At 63.9% G+C, this 18,293-nt stretch carries 11 protein-coding genes and 3 pseudogenes; 5 read left to right on the top strand and 9 right to left on the bottom strand.

From position 1 onward, the window contains the following. Positions 1-23: 23 nt before the first annotated feature. Positions 24-1,787, bottom strand: a complete 1,764-nt coding sequence (locus ABIB66_RS00865) for an ABC transporter ATP-binding protein (protein WP_354207256.1) — start codon at positions 1,785-1,787, stop codon at positions 24-26. Positions 1,788-2,064: 277 nt separating this feature from the next. On the opposite strand from ABIB66_RS00865, the gene ABIB66_RS00860 reads away from it, so the two are divergent. Next, on the top strand, positions 2,065-3,135 hold the full coding sequence (locus tag ABIB66_RS00860; RefSeq protein ID WP_275170399.1) for a glycosyltransferase family 4 protein: 1,071 nt from the start codon (positions 2,065-2,067) through the stop codon (positions 3,133-3,135). A 184-nt stretch (positions 3,136-3,319) separates the two neighbouring features. Here the strand turns inward: ABIB66_RS00860 and ABIB66_RS00855 are convergent. From ABIB66_RS00855 to ABIB66_RS00835, 5 genes and pseudogenes are all read right to left on the bottom strand, one after another. Continuing rightward, positions 3,320-5,277, bottom strand: a pseudogene (locus ABIB66_RS00855) (alkyl/aryl-sulfatase). Between the two features lie 123 nt (positions 5,278-5,400). Continuing rightward, positions 5,401-6,681 carry a TRAP transporter large permease gene (locus tag ABIB66_RS00850; protein WP_342761046.1) on the bottom strand — a complete coding sequence of 427 codons (1,281 nt, stop codon included), beginning with the start codon at positions 6,679-6,681 and terminating at the stop codon, positions 5,401-5,403. A 222-nt stretch (positions 6,682-6,903) separates the two neighbouring features. Continuing rightward, positions 6,904-7,377: pseudogene (locus ABIB66_RS00845) on the bottom strand (TRAP transporter small permease); the annotation flags it as partial. 151 nt (positions 7,378-7,528) lie between these two features. Then, a complete protein-coding gene (locus ABIB66_RS00840) occupies positions 7,529-8,554 on the bottom strand; it encodes a DctP family TRAP transporter solute-binding subunit (protein WP_354207261.1) in 1,026 nt (341 codons plus the stop codon). A gap of 185 nt (positions 8,555-8,739) precedes the next feature. Further along, positions 8,740-9,510: a methyltransferase domain-containing protein gene (locus tag ABIB66_RS00835; RefSeq protein ID WP_354207263.1), complete on the bottom strand. Its 771-nt coding sequence runs from the start codon at positions 9,508-9,510 to the stop codon at positions 8,740-8,742. Between the two features lie 144 nt (positions 9,511-9,654). On the opposite strand from ABIB66_RS00835, the gene ABIB66_RS00830 reads away from it, so the two are divergent. Beyond that, on the top strand, positions 9,655-10,398 hold the full coding sequence (locus ABIB66_RS00830) for an SDR family NAD(P)-dependent oxidoreductase (protein WP_354207357.1): 744 nt from the start codon (positions 9,655-9,657) through the stop codon (positions 10,396-10,398). A gap of 111 nt (positions 10,399-10,509) precedes the next feature. On the opposite strand, the gene ABIB66_RS00825 is transcribed toward ABIB66_RS00830, so the two are convergent. Beyond that, the gene (locus ABIB66_RS00825) at positions 10,510-10,863 is read right to left on the bottom strand and encodes a UBP-type zinc finger domain-containing protein (RefSeq protein ID WP_354207265.1); all 354 of its coding nucleotides are present in this window, start codon (positions 10,861-10,863) and stop codon (positions 10,510-10,512) included. A gap of 232 nt (positions 10,864-11,095) precedes the next feature. Next, positions 11,096-12,155, bottom strand: a pseudogene (locus tag ABIB66_RS00820) (isocitrate/isopropylmalate dehydrogenase family protein). A gap of 169 nt (positions 12,156-12,324) precedes the next feature. Between ABIB66_RS00820 and ABIB66_RS00815 the strand changes: the two are divergent. Further along, complete coding sequence (locus ABIB66_RS00815) at positions 12,325-13,713, top strand: MFS transporter (RefSeq protein ID WP_354207269.1); 1,389 nt, start codon at positions 12,325-12,327, stop codon at positions 13,711-13,713. Between the two features lie 4 nt (positions 13,714-13,717). Here ABIB66_RS00815 and ABIB66_RS00810 read toward each other — a convergent pair whose 3' ends face one another. After that, complete coding sequence (locus tag ABIB66_RS00810; protein WP_354207271.1) at positions 13,718-15,337, bottom strand: B12-binding domain-containing radical SAM protein; 1,620 nt, start codon at positions 15,335-15,337, stop codon at positions 13,718-13,720. A gap of 260 nt (positions 15,338-15,597) precedes the next feature. On the opposite strand from ABIB66_RS00810, the gene ABIB66_RS00805 reads away from it, so the two are divergent. Both ABIB66_RS00805 and ABIB66_RS00800 read left to right on the top strand, forming a co-directional pair. Beyond that, complete coding sequence (locus ABIB66_RS00805; RefSeq protein WP_354207273.1) at positions 15,598-16,047, top strand: (2Fe-2S)-binding protein; 450 nt, start codon at positions 15,598-15,600, stop codon at positions 16,045-16,047. A gap of 11 nt (positions 16,048-16,058) precedes the next feature. Then, the gene (locus tag ABIB66_RS00800; RefSeq protein WP_354207275.1) at positions 16,059-18,245 is read left to right on the top strand and encodes a xanthine dehydrogenase family protein molybdopterin-binding subunit; all 2,187 of its coding nucleotides are present in this window, start codon (positions 16,059-16,061) and stop codon (positions 18,243-18,245) included. The last annotated feature ends 48 nt before the right edge of the window (positions 18,246-18,293 follow it).

Here is an 18,293-nt window from a genome sequence, read left to right as displayed (position 1 = left end):
CCGACTCGAACGCGACTGTTGGTTTACGCGGCGGCTTGGGCGAGCCGGCTCATTTCCTGCGTGACCAGCTCACGATAGGGCCCGTGGCCCTGCATCAGACGCTCGGGCGACCCGTCCTCGATGATCTTACCACCCCTCAACACGACCACGCGATCGAAATTGCGCAGGGTCGCGAGACGATGGGCGATCGCGATGACCGTGCGGCCGCGCATCAGCCGCGACAACGCCTCGCGGATCGCCTCTTCGGATTCGCTGTCGAGCGCGGCGGTCGCCTCGTCCAGCAGCAGGATCGGCGCGTCCTTCAGGAAGGCGCGCGCGATCGCGATGCGCTGGCGCTGACCGCCGGACATCTTGACGCCGCGGTCGCCGACCATGGTGTCGAGACCACCAGGCAGGCTTTCGACGAAATCGCAGCGCGCCGCAATCGCCGCACGCAGCACCTCGTCGTCGGTCGCGTTCGGGCGACCATAGCGGATGTTTTCGCGAATCGAGCGGTGGAACAGCGAGATGTCCTGCGGCACGACAGAGATCGCCTCGCGCAGGCTCAGCTGCGTCACCTTGGAAATGTCCTGACCGTCGATGGTGATGCTGCCCTCGTCGGTATCGTAGAAGCGCTGGAGCAGCGTGAACAGCGTCGACTTGCCGCCGCCGGACTGGCCGACCAAGCCGACGCGCTGGCCGGGTTGCAGGCGCAGGCTGAAGCGCTCGAAGATCTTCGCAGCCCCGGGATAGCCGAAAGTGACATTGTTGAACGCGATCGCGGCGCCGCTCTTCACCAGTGGCTCGGCCTCGGGGTGGTCGCGCAATTCATGCGGCACCAGCAGCGTGGCGATCGCCTCGGTCAGCCGCGCAACGTGCTGGGTGACGTCGACCAGCGCCACCGCGAGATCGCGCGTCGCGTTCAGAATGGAGAGACCGAGGGTGCAGACCAGCACGACGTCGCCCGTGGTCGCCCGGCCCTCCTGCCAGAGCATGATCGCCCAGGCCATCAGGGCGATCGTGAGCACGACAGTGACGCCGGCATGGATAAGCCGCAGCTTCTCCAGATAGCGCAGGCTGCGGCCGCGCGCGGTGAGCTCCCGGTTCACAGTCGCGTCGAAGCGCTCATGCTCGTGCCCGATGCCGCAGAAGGCGCGCACCAGCGGCATGTTGCTGATGACGTCGATCATCTCGCCGTCGACGACGGCGGCCTTGTCGGCGAAATCGTCATGCAGCGGTTTCCCCGCGGCAGCGAGGCGGAACATCGCAAGCACCATGCCGCCGGCAATCACCATGAGGCCGAGTGCCATGTAAGGGCTGACGGTTCCAATCAGCGCGATTGCCGCAACCGTTGCGATGCACGGCGGCAACACATTCCAGACGAACATGTTCTCGACGGTGAACACCGCATTCGACGTCGCCGTGATGCGGCTGGTCAGCATGCCCGGCATGCGATCGGAGAAGTAGCTCGGCGCGTGGCCGGTCAGATGACGAAATATGTCACGGCGTAAATCCCCCGTGACACGGACGAAGGTGAAGCTGGCCGTCCAGCTCGCGACCCGCCAAAGGAAATTGTCGGCGGCGATCAGCGTCATGAGGAAAATGAATGCCAGCCATACGTTCCCACCATGCGAAGCGCCGGCCGACAAGCTGTCGACGAGGGACTTGACGCCATACTGCGTGCCTACGGAGCAGGCAACTGCCGCCACCACAGCGGTCAGGATCACGAGATGCGACGCAAGGCGACGCCGAAGATAGCGCAAAACAAAGGCAAACGGCCGGTGCGCGTATCCAGAAAGATGATCCATGTGACTATCGACCCCGTCGTGATGATTCAAACTTTTGTTGTTAGCCGACTGAACATCGGCCACTTGCCTCGGTTCCCGGGCACACTCATCACGACATGCGGATGCGGGCGTTCTGCGAAGATGTGATGGCAGCATCGCGACGAGCATCCGACGTGTCGAATAAGTAACGTTCTGGAGAAGGAACTTCGCAAGTGCGGGAACGTTCCCTTGACTGGCGTGCCGGTGCTGAACAGGCGGGGGCTTTCTACAATCATGATCGCACAGAGGAGATGGTGAGATGCGCATCGCGCAGGTAGCTCCGTTGACGGAGGCTGTTCCACCCAAGCTGTATGGCGGCACCGAGCGGGTGGTGCATTGGTTGACGGAAGAGCTGGTGGCCCTTGGGCACGATGTGACGCTGTTCGCGAGCGGCGACTCGCAAACCTCGGCAAAGCTGGATGCGCTGTGGCCGCGGGCACTCCGTCTCGACGGTTCCGTGCGCGATCCCAATGCGCTGCATATGGTGATGCTGGAGCGGGTGCGGCAGAAATGTGACGACGAGGAGTTCGACTTCCTCCACTTCCACCTCGATTATTATCCGTGGTCGCTGTTCTACCGGCAGCCGACACCGTTCCTGACCACGCTGCACGGCCGGCTCGACCTGCCGGAGCATCAACCGGTCTTCAACACCTTCTCGAAGGTCCCCGTCATCTCGATCTCGAACGCGCAGCGCCGGCCGGTGCCGCAGGCAAACTGGGTGAGGACGATTCACCACGGCCTGCCGGAGAACCTGCTGACGCCGAAGCCGGCGAAACAGGAATATCTCGCCGTGCTCGGCCGCATCGCGCCGGAAAAGGGCGTCGACCGCGCCATCAAGATCGCGACGCATTGCGGCATTCCGCTCAAGATCGCCGCCAAGGTCGATCGGGCCGACCAGGATTACTATGACGAGCTGATCCGGCCGATGATCGAGAACAATCCGCTGGTGGAATTCATCGGCGAGATCAGCGATCACGAGAAGTCGGACTTCCTGAGCGGCGCACTTGGCCTCTTGTTGCCGATCGACTGGCCCGAGCCGTTTGGCCTGGTGATGATCGAAGCCATGGCCTGCGGCACGCCGGTCATCGCCTTCAACCGCGGCTCGGTGCCCGAGATCATCGACGATGGCCTCACTGGCTTCGTCGTCGAGGACGTCCTCAGCGCAGCCGGCGTCGTCGGTCGCCTGCCGCAACTCGATCGCTCCCTCATCCGCAAGCAGTTCGAGACGCGCTTCACGGCGCGGCGGATGGCGCTGGATTATCTCGCGGCCTATCGCAGCCTCGGCGAGGAACAGGCGCCGCGGATCAAGCTGGTAAGCAGCGCGGAGTAGCAGGAGCACGCGCCCATCCCATCGCGACCGTCATGGCCGGGCATGTCCCGGCCATCGACATTTGCGTGGGGCGCGCTCCTCTCTATCAACCTCATTGCGAGCGCAGCGAAGCAATCCAGGCCGTCCCGGCGGAGAGATTCTGGATTGCTTCGCTGCGCTCGCAATGACGGAAGAATGCGGTAGCCTATCTCACCACCGCCCGCTTCGGCTCGACGATCTCGAACATGCGCGGGAATTCGTCCATCAGGCCCATCAGCTCGGCGAGGCGCATCGGATTGCCGGCGAATTTGACCTTGCCGGCGGCCACCGCCTCCGGGAAGCTGGTGAGTTTTGCGATCACCTCATCGAGCGTCGACCGCGCGAGCGTGAAGCTGGCATCTGCATTGTCCGCCTGCATGCCCGCTGTGTAGGTGAGCGCGCAGTTCTCCAGATTGAGCACGAACGTCTCGCCGGTGTCGGAAAAGCTCCAGTTCAGCACGATGTGCTTTCCTTCCGCCTTCGGTCCATTGAGGCGGATGCCGAGCACGTCCCAGAGCTGTGAGGTGCGCAGCGCCGCCAGCGTCTCGCGCGGCATCGGCGGGCGTGCCGGCACCTTCGGCATGCCCTGGCGCAATTCCTGCGCGCCGAACAGATAGGCATTTCCTGCGCGCCGAACAGATAGGCATTGCGCCAGGTCGCGCTTTCGGCGGCGTAGCCGAGCTGCTCCAGCGTATCCGCCAGCAACGCACGCGCCGCCTGATTGTCCGGCTCGGCAAAGACGAGATGGCCGAGCGCCTGCGCCACGAAGCGGAATTCGCCCTTATCGAAATCGACCCGCGCCCGCGCGAGGATCGCGCCGGCGCCGCCCATGTACTCGACGAATTTCTTGCCCGACTCAACCGGGGGCAACGGATCGAGATTGACCGGATTGGCGTCGTACCAGCCCAGATATTTTTGATAGATCGCCTTCACATTGTGCCGGATGTGGCCGTAATAGCCGCGGCCGTGCCAGGCGCCCTCCAGGCTCTTGGGCAGCTGGATCGTTTCGGCGATCTCGGCCGCGGTGAGACCGTGGTTCATCAGGCGGATGGTCTGGTCATGCGCGAATTTATAGAGATCGCGCTGCTGGCGGATCATGGTGCGGATGCGTTCGCGTCCCCACACCGGCCAGTGATGCTGGCCGCACATCGCCTCCGCCTTGCCGTCCCAGAGCTGGAGGGCCTCGCCCAGATATTTCGACCAGGCCAGCGCGTCGCGCACGTCGGCGCCGCGGAACGGCAGCAGATTGTGGAAATTGTGGGTGCAGTTCTCGGCGAGGTTCAACAGCTTGTAGCGCGGGATGAAGAAATGCATCTCGGCCGGCGCTTCGCTGTTCGGCGCCATCTGGAATTCGAACTCGACGCCGTCGATCACGCGCCGATCGCCGGTCGCCATGATCAAATCGGTCGGCCGCAGCAGCGCCACCGAACCTGCCGCCATCGACTTGCCAAGGCCGCAATCGACCTGCCCGCGCGCACCCTTGGCGAGGAGAGGTCCGAACTGGTACTGCGCCCGGCGCAGCATCGCAGGTCCCGCGATGATGTTCTCGGAGACGGCATGCTCCATGAACAAGTTCGGCGCGATGATCGGGACGCGGCCGCTCGCGAGCGCGTCCTCCTCCAGCACGCCGCGCGCGCCGCCCCAATGGTCGGTGTGGGTATGGGTGAAGATCACGGCCGCGACCGGTCGCTGGCCGCGATGCCTGTAGTAGAGATCGAGCGCGGCGCGCGCGCCCTCGATCGAGGTCAGTGTGTCGACGACGATGACGCCACCGTCGCCTTCGATCAGCGTCATGTTGGCGATGTCGAGCCCACGCACCTGGTAGACGCCGGGCACGACCTCGAACAGGCCGTGCTGCATGTTGAGCCGCGACTGGCGCCACAGGCTCGGATTGACCGTGGCCGGCGCCTGCTCGGCGGAGAGAAAGCCGTAAGGCTCGAGGCTCCAGACCGTCCGCCCTTGCGGATTGGTGATCTCCGCGTTCTCGATGGTGCCGAGAAAGCCGCGCGCGGCGTCGTCGAAATCCCGCGTGTCGGAAAACGGCAACGCGTTCAGCATCGCCGTCTGCTGCGCGATGACGGACGGCGTTGCGCCCTTCGGCTCGTTGCTGGACGTGTCCGTCATCTCGATCTCCTCCCCGCCTGTTGCGCGGCATCTAACCGCATCTCGCGGCCGATTGCCATGGCGGGAGGACGCAGCAATGCGTAGCCCCGCGCCCACAGGTGGAGAGAAGCAGCGTGTTCGTAGCTACATGCCCAGCAATCGCGGCAGCCACAGCGACAGACCCGGCCAATATGTCACGACCACGAGGAATGCCAGCATCGTCAGCAGCCATGGCCACACCGCGACCGTGAGCTCGGTGATGCCCATCTTGGCGATGCCTGAGGCGACGTAGAGATTGAGGCCGACCGGGGGATGGCAGAGCCCGACCTCCATGTTGACCGTCATCAGGATGCCGAAATGGATCGGATCGATGCCGAGCTTGATCGCAACCGGAAACAGGATTGGCGCCATGATCAGGATGATCGAGGACGGCTCCATCACGTTGCCCGCCACCAGCAGCAGGAGATTGACGAGGAGCAAGAATCCAATCCAGCCGAGGCCCTGGTCGATCATCCATTGCGCCAGCGCTTGCGGCACGTTCTCGTAGGTCATCAGGAACGAGAACAAGACTGCGTTGGTGATGATGTAGAGCAGCATCGCCGAAAGATTTGCCGACGACAGCAGCACGCGCGGCACGTCTCGCAGCTTCAGATCCTTGTAGATGAACACTGCGACGATGAAGGCGTACACCGCACTGACGGCGGCAGCTTCGGTCGGTGTGAACAGGCCACTGTAGATGCCGCCGATCACGATCACGATCAGCAGGATACCCCAGATCGACTTGCGGAACGCGTCGAAGCGTTCGTAGAAGGTTGCTTTCGGCATCCTCGGATAGTCGTTACGCCAGGCCCGATAGAACGTCGTGGCGCCGAGCAGCATGGCGAGCACGAGCCCCGGCACGATGCCGGCGATGAACAGCTTGCCGACGGAGGTGTTGGTAGAGACGGCAAAAAGCACCATCGGAATCGAGGGTGGAATGAGAATTCCCAGCGAGCCCGAGGTCGTGATCACGCCCGCCCCGAACCTCTTCGGGAATCCCTGCGCGACCATCGCGGGCAGGATCACCGATCCGATCGCTACCACGGTGGCCGGCGACGAGCCGGAAATCGCGGCGAACAGCGCGCAGGCGACCACGCCCGAGAGCGCGAGGCCGCCGTACCAATGCCCGACCAGCGAAGTCGCGAACGCGATCATCCGGCGCGCCACGCCGCCATGGGTCAGGAAGTTGCCGGCAAGGATGAAGAACGGGATCGCCATGATCTCGAAGCTTTCGATGCCGGTGAACAGCTTCAGCGCCACCGATTCCGTTCGCACGTCGGTCAGCGTGAACATGAAGCTGAGCACGGTGAGGCCGAGCGCGATCGAGATCGGCATGCCCGTGAGCATCAACGACAGCAGAAGGCCGAAAACCACGGCGACACGCAGGCCCTGCGGCAGCGTGATCACGTGCGCGGAATGGGCGAAGCACACGGCCACGATCAGGACCGGCAACAACATCAGGACCCAGCCGAGCGGGCTGCGTTCATCGCGGATGACCTGACTGCGCGTGACCGGGGCCGGATGGACCGGGTCTAATTCCACGCCCTCGACGCCGGCCACGTCGTGATGCGGCAGCTCGCCGGTGTGATAGAACGACCAGGCAACCTGCAGGAAGCGGAAGCACATCAGCCCGGAGCCGAGCGGGATGGTGAGATACACCAGCCACATCGGCGCTTCGAGATCGTTGGATTGCTGGCCGGTCTGCCACATCTGGCCGACGAACGCGGCCCCGAAATAGCAAACGATGGCAGTGAAAAGAGCGCCGCACATCAGGCCGAACGTGATGACGCGGCGGCGCGATCCGCCGGGGAGGACATTGACCAGGACGTCGACGCCGACATGGATGCCGGTGCGCACCCCGTAGGCCGCACCGAACTTCGCCATCCAGATGAACATGTAGATGCAGAGTTCCTGCGCCCAGGACAGGTCGAGAGCGGCAAGCCAGACGAACGCGGCTCGCGCGGGGACGGACAGGAAGGCCAGATTGCGCGCCTCTGCCCATTTGGCGATGTCGATCGACAGCCCGGCGCCATATCGGTGCAGCACGGCAACGAAGATGAGCGATGTCGCGGCCGCGATCATCGTCGCGATCAGCCATTCCTCGAGATGATTGAGCACACGATTCAATGCACGCAGCAATTTGGTCCCCTCAGCTTGGCTCATCATTCAAGAGCAACGGCCGGGAGTGCGATCACTCCCGACCGTTCATGGTTGTTCTTAAAGCGCGCCGGCGTCAGTTCATCTTGACGTCGAGTTCCTTGGCGACGAGATCGAGCACTTCCTGCCCGACCCGCCCCTTCGCCCATTTGTAGGTCGGCTGCATCGCTTCCTGCCACGCCTTGCGGTCGGCGTCAGTCAGATAATGCAGCGTGGTCTTGCCCGTCTTCTTGATCTCGGCCAGCGCATCCTCATTTTCCTGGTGCGCGATCTGGTTGGTATAGTCGGTCGCCTCGTTCATCGCCTTCTCGAGCTGGGCGCGGATATCGGGTGGCAGGCCGGACCAGAATTTCGAATTGACGATGACGGCATATTGCAGGTGCGCGTGATAGGACACGGTGATGTCCTTCTGCACCTCGTAAAACTTCTGCGTCAGGTAGTTGGACGCGGTGTTCTCGCAGCCGTCGACCACGCCCGTCTGCAAGGCCTGATAGACTTCGGAAAACGCCATGATCTGGGGGATCGAGCCCATGATCCGCAGATATTGGTCGGCGACCTTCGATCCGGAGATGCGGAATTTGAGCCCCTGGAAATCGGCCGGCTTCATCAGGGCACGGTTGGCGGACAGCATGTGGAAGCCGTTGTCCCAATAAGCGAGCCCGGTGATGCCCTTGGTCTCGAGCTTCTCGAACAGCCACTTGCCAATCTTGCCCTTCATCGCGTTCGAATAGGTCTGGTCGTCCTTGAACAACCAGGGCAGGTCGAGCGCCTCGAATTCCTTGATACCGAGCGGTGCGAACTTGGCGGTCGAGGGCGCGAGCATCTGCACCGAGCCGAGCTGCAGCGCCTCGATCTCCTCCTTGTCCTTGTACAGCGTGGAGTTCGGGTAGATTTCAATCTTGACCTTGCCGTCGGTGTACTTCTCCGCGAGCTCCTTGAACTTCAGCGCGCCCTTGCCCTTGGGAGTGTCGTTGGCGACGACGTGGCTGAATTTGATGACGATCGGGCTCTGGGCCTGGGCCAAGACGGGTGACAAGACAGGAGACAAGGCAGGCGCCACGAGAAGTGCTGCGGCGGCGACCGCAAGAAGCAGTTTGCGCATGAAGGTACCTCCCAACAACCTCTAAAACCGGGTGTTTTTTGTTTTCCGGTTTCAGTAGTGGCAGCAATCCGCCACCCGAACAACTAGACCTAAGCCCAATTTGCCGCAGCCAAGCTATCTTGCGCAACCCGGCACCCGCTGCCGTTCCCGGAAGCGAGCGCTTATGTCGCATTGCGGCAGTGCGATCAGCCGCTGCGCTGGGCGACCATGAACAGACGCCGGAACGGAAACAGCGTCTGTCCCGCGGCGTTCTTCGGATAGGCTTTCGCGACCCGCATCCCATAGGCGGCTTCGAACGCGGCCTTCTCGTCGCCCTGCAAGATGTCGAGATAGCGCGTCAGCCAGGTGCCCTTGGTCCACTCCTTCACGGGATTCTTGCCTTCCAGCACCTGCAGATATTCCGTCTCCCAGATGTCGATATTGGCAGACATCGGAGCAAGAAGACCGTGATAATAGGCCGGCCCCTCGACCGGCGGCGGCGTGACGAGATGCTCCACCTTGGACCGCCAGGGACCGTCCAGCACGGTCTCGCCGATCAGCACATGCGAGGGCGCCAGAAAGTTGCGCGGCATCTGCACAGCAAGCATTCCGCCGGGCGTTACCTTCTCCATGATAGATGGAAACAGTGCCGCATGATTGGGCAGCCAGTGCAGCGCGGCATTGGAATAGACCACGTCATATTGTTTCGTCGGGCGCCAGTGGCCGAGGTCCTCGTGGGACCATTCCACGTCCGGCGCCGCCTTGCGGCCGGCGGCAACCATCTCGGCCGAGCCCTCGACACCGGTCACCGTCGCGTCCGGCCAACGCTCCTTGATCAGCTTGGTGACGTTGCCGGCGCCGGCGCCGAGATCGGCGACCGCACGCGGGGCGAAATCCGGAATCCGCATCAACAGATCGATGGCGGGCCGAAGCCGGTGACCGGAGAACTTTAGATATTGCTGCGGGTCCCAGACCATTGCCGACGCCTTTTCTTTTTCGTGTTTCCTTCACCGTTGCTCTTGGTTACCACTGCTCGTCCCGCTCAGGCAATTCGCAAGCCGGGCGGACGGGGCAGGAAACGAACAGCAAGAAGCGAAAAGCTAACAAGAGAGCGTGTGACCATGGACCTCGGGCTCAAATCGAAAACCGCCGTCGTCACCGGAGCGAGCGTCGGCATTGGCCGCGCCATCGCCAAGGGCTTGGCTGCCGAAGGCGTGCGCGTCGTCGGCGTGGCACGGCGCACCGACCTGCTCGCCGAGCTGGTGACGGAAGTCGGCTCCGGCCTGATCACCCCGTTCGAGCAGGACGTGATGGCCAAGGACGCGGCGGAGAACATTTCGGCCTTCGCCGTGAGCGAGCTCGGCCATGTCGACATTCTCATCAACAATGCCGGCGGCAGTCGCCCGCTGCCGGTCGATGCGCCCGACAGCCAATGGGACGAGGCGATCGCGCTGAATTTCACCAGCTACCGCCGCATCGCGCATGCGCTGCTGCCGCAGATGATCGAACGCAAATGGGGCCGCATCGTCAACATCACCGGCAAGTCCGAGCCGGAAGGCCTCAACGCCGCGTTCGCCGCCAAAGCCGCCGTGCACGCCTGGGCCAAGGGCCTGTCGCGCGAGATCGGCGAGCATGGCATCACCATCAACTGCATCCCGCCCGGACGCATCATGAGCGAACAGATCCGCCGCAACTACGCGCCTGATTATCGCGAGCGCTTTGCGGAGGAAGAGATTCCCGTCGGCTATTGGGGCGAGCCGGAAGATCTCGCCGCGCTCGCGGTGTTTCTGGCATCACCCGTGGCGCGCTACATCACGGGCACGGTGATCCCGGTGGATGGGGGGTTGCGGAGGTATCAGTTCTAGAACCGATTGGCCTTCGTAGGATGGGTAGAGCGCAGCGAAACCCATCGACAGCATACGACGTGAAACCTGATGGGTTTCGCAAGTGCTCTACCCATCCTACGGCCTACCGCCTTACTCATGCAGCAGCGTTTGCCAGTCTGGAGGCACCGCGCCGTCCGGTCCGGGCACCGGCTGATCCAACGGATGCGCGTGAGGACCTTGAAGCGTCGGGCCGGCGAAAGCCTCTCCGGTGCGATAGTCGTAAAACCATCGTTCGCCCGGCTCGAAGCTCGTGATGATCGGATGACCTGTCGCCGCGCTGTGTTTCGTTGCGTGCTGATTTGGTGACGCATCACAGCAGCCGATGTGACCGCATTCGACACATCTGCGAAGGTGAAACCACCACCCGCCCGCAGCCGAGCATTCCACGCACCCCGTTCCGCTTGGCTTGGCCGCGAGATTGATGCCATCCCTCTCAGACTTCATAGGTCAGCTCACTGAAATTGCCCGCGTCCACCACCAATGCATACACGCCGCGATCTCCGCCACGATCGCATTTTGCCAATGTTTTGCCCGACGCGTCAACGTCAGGGCCGCCGCGAATGTCATCGCTGCACGTTTCGGAAATCCCTTATTAATCAAGGGGCCTTCTACTGTGCATGGGGTTGTTTTCGCGTTTTTTGTTTTGAGCCCTTAAAAAAAACATGCACATGACCACTCACCCGGCCTGCAAGATCTCCGCGATCGCCGCCCCCGCCGCGATCGTGCCGAGCTCGCCGCCGACATCGCGCGTTGCCCTGCCCTCGCCGATCGCTTTCGCCACCGCCGCCTCGATCGCACGTGCGGCTTCCTCGTACCGCACCGCGCCGCTGTTCTCGCCGTGCCATCCGAGCAGCAGGGCCGTCGACAGGATCAGGGAGACCGGATTGGCAACGTCCTGGCCTGCGATGTCGGGCGCCGAGCCGTGCGCGGCCTGCGCCATGGCGTGGCTGTGACCGACATTGAGCGAGCCGCCGAGGCCGAGGCTGCCGGAGAGCTCGGCCGTGAGATCGGACAGGATGTCGCCGAACATGTTGGTGGCGACGATGACGTCGAAGCGGTCGGGGTTGCGCACCACATGCGCCATCATGGCGTCGACGAGGATGTCGTCGACGGCGAGGTGGATAGGCGTTCGCCGCCTCGCGGCAGATCTCGAGGAACATGCCGTCGCCGAGCTTGAGCACATTGGCCTTGTGCACGATGGTGAGATGCTTGCGCCGCTTCATCGCCAGCCGGCACGCCGCATGCGCGATGCGCTCGCAGCAATGGCGCGTGATCCGACGCAGCGAGATCACGACATCCGATGTGACCAGCATCTCGCCATTACCCTGCTCCATGTTGCGGTCGGCGTAAAACCCTTCCGTGTTCTCGCGCACCACGACGAGATCGAAATCGCCTCCCCGGCCGGACAGCCCCGCATAGGTGCGTGCGGGCCTGACATTGGCGTAGAGGTCGAGGTTCTTGCGAAAGTGCCGCGACGGGTTGATCTCGCCATGGGCCTCGTCCTTGAAGTCGAAGGTCGCGGTCGGCCCGAGGATCAGCCCGTCGGCGGCGCGGACGATGTCGAGCAGCTCGGGGCGTACCGTCGTGCCAAATTGTTTGAGGCTCGCATGGCCGACTGCGTGCTCCTCCAGTCGCAGATTGAGCTGGAAGCGTTCGGAGGCCGCGCGCAGCACGCCTGATGTCGCAGTCGTGATCTCGGGCCCGATGCCGTCACCGGGCAAAACGACGATGTGCATGGCGATCCCCCGAAATTGCAGCAGCTCGCGCGATCATACGCCGGCGCGCAGGTTCATCGCCCAGCCTTCGCGCATACACTGCATGCAAGCATATGCCTGTGGAAGGCGGCCGCGCCGTAGTACATGCCAAGTCCCCTGTAGCCGGCCGCCGGAGCAACGCGCTAACGCAATGACAATCACGTTACCCGCCGGCGCGCGCGAGGCCGACCACACCATTTCCGACGGCCTTCCAGCCGCACAGCGGCGCTGGGCCATTGCCGCGATCTTCACCGCGCTGGCGATGGCCTCGCTCGACACCGCGATCGCAAACATCGCGCTGCCCGCCATTGCCGGCGACTTGCATGTCAGCCCGGAGCAATCGGTCTGGGTGGTCAACGTCTACCAGATCGCGCTGGTAGCGACGTTGCTGCCGTTGGGAGCACTCGGCGAGATCGTCGGGCACCAGCGCATCTATCTCGGCGGCCTGATCCTGTTCACCATCGCCTCGCTGTTCTGCGCGGTGGCCTGGTCGCTGGACAGCCTGCTGGTTGCGCGCACGCTGCAAGGGCTGGGTGCGAGCGGCATCATGAGCGTCAACACGGCGCTGGTGCGCTTCGTCTATCCCGGCCGGATGCTCGGCCGCGGCTTCGGCCACAACGCGCTGGTGGTCGCGACCGCCTTCACCTTCGGTCCCTCGATCGCATCCGCCATCCTCGCGGTCGGCCCGTGGCCATGGCTGTTCGCCGTCAATATCCCGTTCGGCCTCGTCGCGATCGGCATCGGATTTGCGATGCTGCCGAAGACGCCGCGCGCCGATCACGGCTTTGACTTTCTCGGCGCGGCCCTCGCGTCGGCCTGTCTCGGCTTGTTCATCACGGGCATCGGCAGTGCCGCGCATAATCTCTCACCGGTGGTCGTTGGCATCGAGCTGGTCACGGCGTTGGTGCTCGGCTTCATCCTGACGCGCCGCCATGCCGACCATCCGGCGCCGATGCTGCCGATCGACCTGTTCAGTCGGCCGATGTTCGCGCTGTCGGCGGCGACCGCGGTGTGCTCGTTCGCGGTGCAGGGCCTCGCCTTCGTCTCGCTGCCGTTCTATTTCGAGGACGTGCTGGGGCGTTCGCAGGTCGAGACCGGCTTCTTCATGACGCCGTGGCCGCTGGTGGTCGGCATCATGGCGCCGATCGCGGGGCGTCTCTCCGACCGGCACGCGGTCGGATTGCTCGGCGGCATCGGCCTCGTGCTGCTCGGTCTCGGCATGGCGCTGCTCGCGATGCTGCCGGCCAATCCTGCGATCCCCGATATCATCTGGCGGATGGTGATCTGCGGTATGGGGTTCGGCTTCTTCCAGGCGCCGAACATGAAGGCGGTGATGTCGAGCGCGCCGCCGCATCGCAGCGGCAGCGCCTCGGGCATCGTCGCCACCGCGCGCCTGACGGGGCAGACGATGGGGGCGGCGCTCGCCGCCCTCTGCTTCTCGCTGGCCGGTCACGATGGCGCAGTCGCGGCATTGGCGCTTGGCGCGGGCTTTGCCGCGCTCGGCAGCGTGATGAGCTTTTTGCGGCTGGCGGTGGAGTAGACCGTCAAGCCAGATGTCGGGCCGCCGTTACCTCGACAGTCGCGACCGGAATTACAGTCTCCTCGTCGAGCGCAGCTAGGCGCTCATCGATGGCAGCGATGACCTTGCGCGAGAACGGCCCGAGATGGGCATAGGCCGCGATCATTTGCACAGCGATCCGCGCCGATGTGGTGTCGCGCTTGGCGCAGTTCATGAAGGTCTGCCACAGCGGACCGCGCGCCTCGGGAAGGGCTGTGACCACCTTGTGCACCGTTTCCATCGCGCCGATCCGGGCGCGGATATCGCCTTCCGCGAGCTCCTGGCGCTGGCGAGAGCGGTCGAGCAGCGTCATCAGACGGTCGATGCGCCTTGCATAGGCCTCCGGGCTGTAGATGTGCTCCAGCACGCGCTTGTAGTCCGTCAGGATGTCGCGCAACGGGCGCACCGGATCGAAGTTGATCCCGGCGGTGCACTGATCGGCGCCGATGGTCGGCGCCAAATCGTGGCCCGGATGCAACCGGCCTTCGCGCTCGAGGCGGCGCGTCAGCTGCGTGTTCGGCAAGGCATAGAGCAGGCCGACCATGCTGACCGGGATCGCCGCCTCTTCGATGAAGTCGATCATGGCATCCGCCATCGAGAGCTTCTCATTGTCGAAGCCGACGATGAAACCCGCGGTGACGAGCATGCCCGCGGCGTAGATCTTGTGGATGCTCTCGGCGATGTTGCGCCGCGTGTTCTGCTTCTTCCGCATCGCGACAAGCGTCGCCGGATCCGGACTTTCAATGCCGACGAAGATGGCGAAGAAATTCGCCTGGCCCATCAGGTCCAATAGCTCGGGATCGTCGGCCAGATTGACCGAGGCTTCCGTCGACAATTCGAAGGGATAGCCGTGAGCACGCTGCCATTCGGCGAGCTGCGGCAGGAACAACCGCAGCGACTTCTTGTTGCCGATGAAGTTGTCGTCGACGAAGTCGAGATGGCCGCGGTAGCCCATGGCGTAGAGCCTGTCGAGCTCGACCAGCATTTGCTCATTCGTCTTGGTTCGCGGCACCCGGCCATAGAGCTCGATGATGTCGCAGAACTCGCAGGTGAACGGGCAACCGCGGGAATACTGCACACCGAGATAAAGGTAGTCCTCGAATTTGAGCAGGTCGAAGCGCGGCACCGGCGTCTTGGTGACGTCGGCCTGGAATTTCGGCGCGATGAAGACGCCGGATCGTGCGCCACTGTCCCAGGCCGCGACGAATTCGTGGAGAACGCTTTCGGCCTCGCCGAGCACCTTGAAGTCGGCCCTCTCATAGATGTGGGGGCTCGAGGTGGGATCGGGACCGCCGACGACCACCGGCTTGCCCGCGGCACGGCAAATTTCGATCAGGTGCAGCGTGTCGGCCTGCTGCGGCATCATTCCGCCGGTGAAGACGACGTCGGCCCAGGAAAGATCCTCTTCGCTGAAGGATTCCGTGTTGCAATCGATCAGCCGGACCGTCCAGCTCTCGGGCAACATCGCGGCAACCGTGATCAGCCCCAAAGGGGCCGCGGGCCGCTTCACGCCCAACACTTTGCAGGATTCGCCAAAGCTCCAGAAGGACTCTGCCGAGAACAGCGGATAGAGCATCAGGACTTTGCAAGGCTGCGGTACGTTCATGGAACCTCTTTTTGGCTGATTCCACTGTAGCAGAGCATCGTCGACTTGCACCCCGGCAAAAGGGACAAACTGTCGCTCTCGGTTCCAGGGGCGCGACGGCGCGGGAGCCGGTAGACGTCGCCCCAAGCCGTGCCGCGAGCCGCCCGGGGGGGGAATCTCCGGCGGTTACCCCTCGGACTATTGATTTGAACCTTTCCAATTTGCCGGACACATTGCGCCCCTGCGTCCAATCGGTGGATTGGGCCAATCAGGGGACTGCGATGGCAAACCTAACAATCAACGGAAAAACTTTGACGCTCGACGTCGAGCCGGATACGCCGCTGCTGTGGGCAATCCGCGAGAATGCCGGCCTGACCGGCACGAAATACGGCTGCGGCATTGCACAATGCGGCGCCTGCACCGTTCACATCGACGGCGTCGCCACCCGCTCCTGCGGCGTTTCGGTCAGCGAGGCCGTAGGCAAGAAGATCACGACCATCGAAGGGCTCGCCTCCGGCAACGCACTGCACAAGGTGCAGGAAGCCTGGATTGCCCAGGATGTTCCGCAATGCGGCTATTGCCAGAGCGGCATGATCATGGCGGTCGCGGCGCTGCTGAGCGAGAAGCCGAAGCCGACCGACGCCGACATCGACGAAGCCATCACCAATATCTGCCGCTGCGGCACCTTCCAGCAGGTGCGCGAAGCGATCCACACGATCGCAAGCGCGTAAGGAGCCGCCACATGAACAAGCATGTCTCTCCCAGGATGAACCGCCGTGCCTTCGTCGTCGGCACCGCCGCGGTCGGCGCGGGTCTCGCAATCGGCCTCGATATCCCCTTCGGCGGCCCCGCCGTGGTCCGCGCGGCCGACGGCTCCCCCGAGATCGGCGCCTGGGTCGTGGTCAGGCCCGACGACACCGTCGTCATCCGCGTCGCCCGCTCCGAGATGGGCCAGGGCTCGCTGACCGGCCTCGCCCAGCTCGTTGCCGAGGAACTCGAATGCGACTGGTCGAAGGTCTCGACCGAATATCCGACACCGGGCCAGAGCGTCGCCCGCAAGCGCGTCTGGGGCGATTTCTCGACCGGCGGCAGCCGCGGCATCCGCTCTTCGCAAGACTATGTCCGCAAGGGCGGTGCCACCGCACGCGTGATGCTGATCCAGGCCGCCGCCGAGGCGTGGAAAGTGCCGGCGCCCGAATGCACCGCCGCCAACAGCGTCATCACCCACACGCCGTCCGGCAAGACCACGACCTACGGCAAGGTCGCCGAGGCCGCGGCCAAGCTTGCGCCGCCGGCCGACGTCAAGCTGAAGGATCCCAAGGACTGGAAGCTGATCGGCAAGGGCGTGAAGCGGCTGGACACCGCCGAGAAGACCACCGGCGCCATGATCTACGGCATCGACGTCAAGCTGCCGGGCATGCTGAACGCCGCGATCAAGGATTGCCCGGTGTTCGGCGGCAAGCTGAAGAGCTATGACGAAGCCAAGATCACCGGCATGAAGGGCGTCAAGAAGGTCGTCAAGGTCGGCGATACCGCGGTCGCGGTCGTTGCCGACACCTGGTGGCAGGCCAAGACCGCGCTGGAGGCGCTGCCGATCGTCTGGGACGAGGGCGACAACGCCAAGGTCTCCAGCGAGTCGATCGCGAAATGGCTGACGGAGGGTCTCGACAACGCGCAGCCGGCCTATGTCGGCAACAAGAACGGCGACGCGAAGGCGGCGATTGCCGGTGCCGCCAAGAAGATCGAGGCGGTCTACAGCTATCCCTACCAGAACCACGCCACCATGGAGCCGATGAACGCCACGGCGGTCTACACGGCGGAGACGTGCGAGGTCTGGTGCGGCACGCAGAATGGCGAGGCGGCCTTCGCGGCCACCTTGGAAGCGTCGGGCCTGCCGGCGGAGAAGTGCGACGTGCACAAGGTGATGCCGGGCGGCGGCTTCGGCCGGCGCGGCCAGACCGACTATGTCCGTCAGGCCGTCCTGATCGCCAAGCAGATGCCGGGCACGCCGATCAAGCTGTTATGGTCGCGCGAAGAGGACATGGCGCACGGCAGATATCACCCGATCACCCAGTGCAAGATGACCGGCGCATTCGATGCCGACAACAATCTGGTCGCGCTGCACTACCGCCTGTCCGGGCAATCGATCCTGTTCTCGCTCCGCCCGGAAGCGCTGCAGAACGGCATGGATCCGGCCGCATTCCAGGGCGTCGCCCAGTCCGGCGAAGCCGCGTTCGGTTACTCCGTGCCAAACCTCCTGGTCGAGCATGCGATGCGCAACCCGCATGTTCCGCCGGGCTTCTGGCGCGGCGTCAACGTCAATCACAACGCGATCTACATGGAATGCTTCATGGACGAGCTGGCCCAGGCCGCAGGCCAGGACCCGCTCGAATTCCGCCGCAAGCTGATGGGCAATCACCCCAAGCATCTGGCGGTGCTCAATGCCGTGGCCGAGAAGATCGGCTGGAGCACCCCGGCGCCGAAGGGCATCTATCGCGGCATCGCGCAGGTGATGGGCTACGGCAGCTATGTCGCCGGAGCCGCCGAAATCTCGGTAACCGACGGCAACAAGATCAAGGTGCATCGTATCGTCGCGTCCACCGATCCCGGCTACGTCGTCAATCCGGCCCAGGTGGAGCGGCAGATCGCGGGCTCCTTCGTCTATGGCCTCTCCGCGCTGTTCTACGGGGGCTGCACCGTCAAGGACGGCAAGATCGAGCAGACCAACTTCGACACCTACAATTCGATGCGCATCAACGAGATGCCGAAGGTGGAGTCGGTGATGGTGCCGAGCGGCGGGTTCTGGGGCGGCGTCGGCGAGCCAACCATCGGCGTCGCGGCGCCGGCGGTGCTCAATGCGTACTTCGCGGCGACGGGCAAGCGCATCCGTTCGGTGCCGTTGCGCGACCAGAACATCACCTTCGCCTGAGAAACGCCGCGGCGGCCGAAACGGCCGTCGCGGCACACTTTCCGGACA

The sequence above is a fragment of the Bradyrhizobium sp. F1.13.3 genome, assembly GCF_040548265.1.
Classification (GTDB): domain Bacteria; phylum Pseudomonadota; class Alphaproteobacteria; order Rhizobiales; family Xanthobacteraceae; genus Bradyrhizobium.
This window is presented reverse-complemented; position numbering and strand designations above follow the sequence as displayed.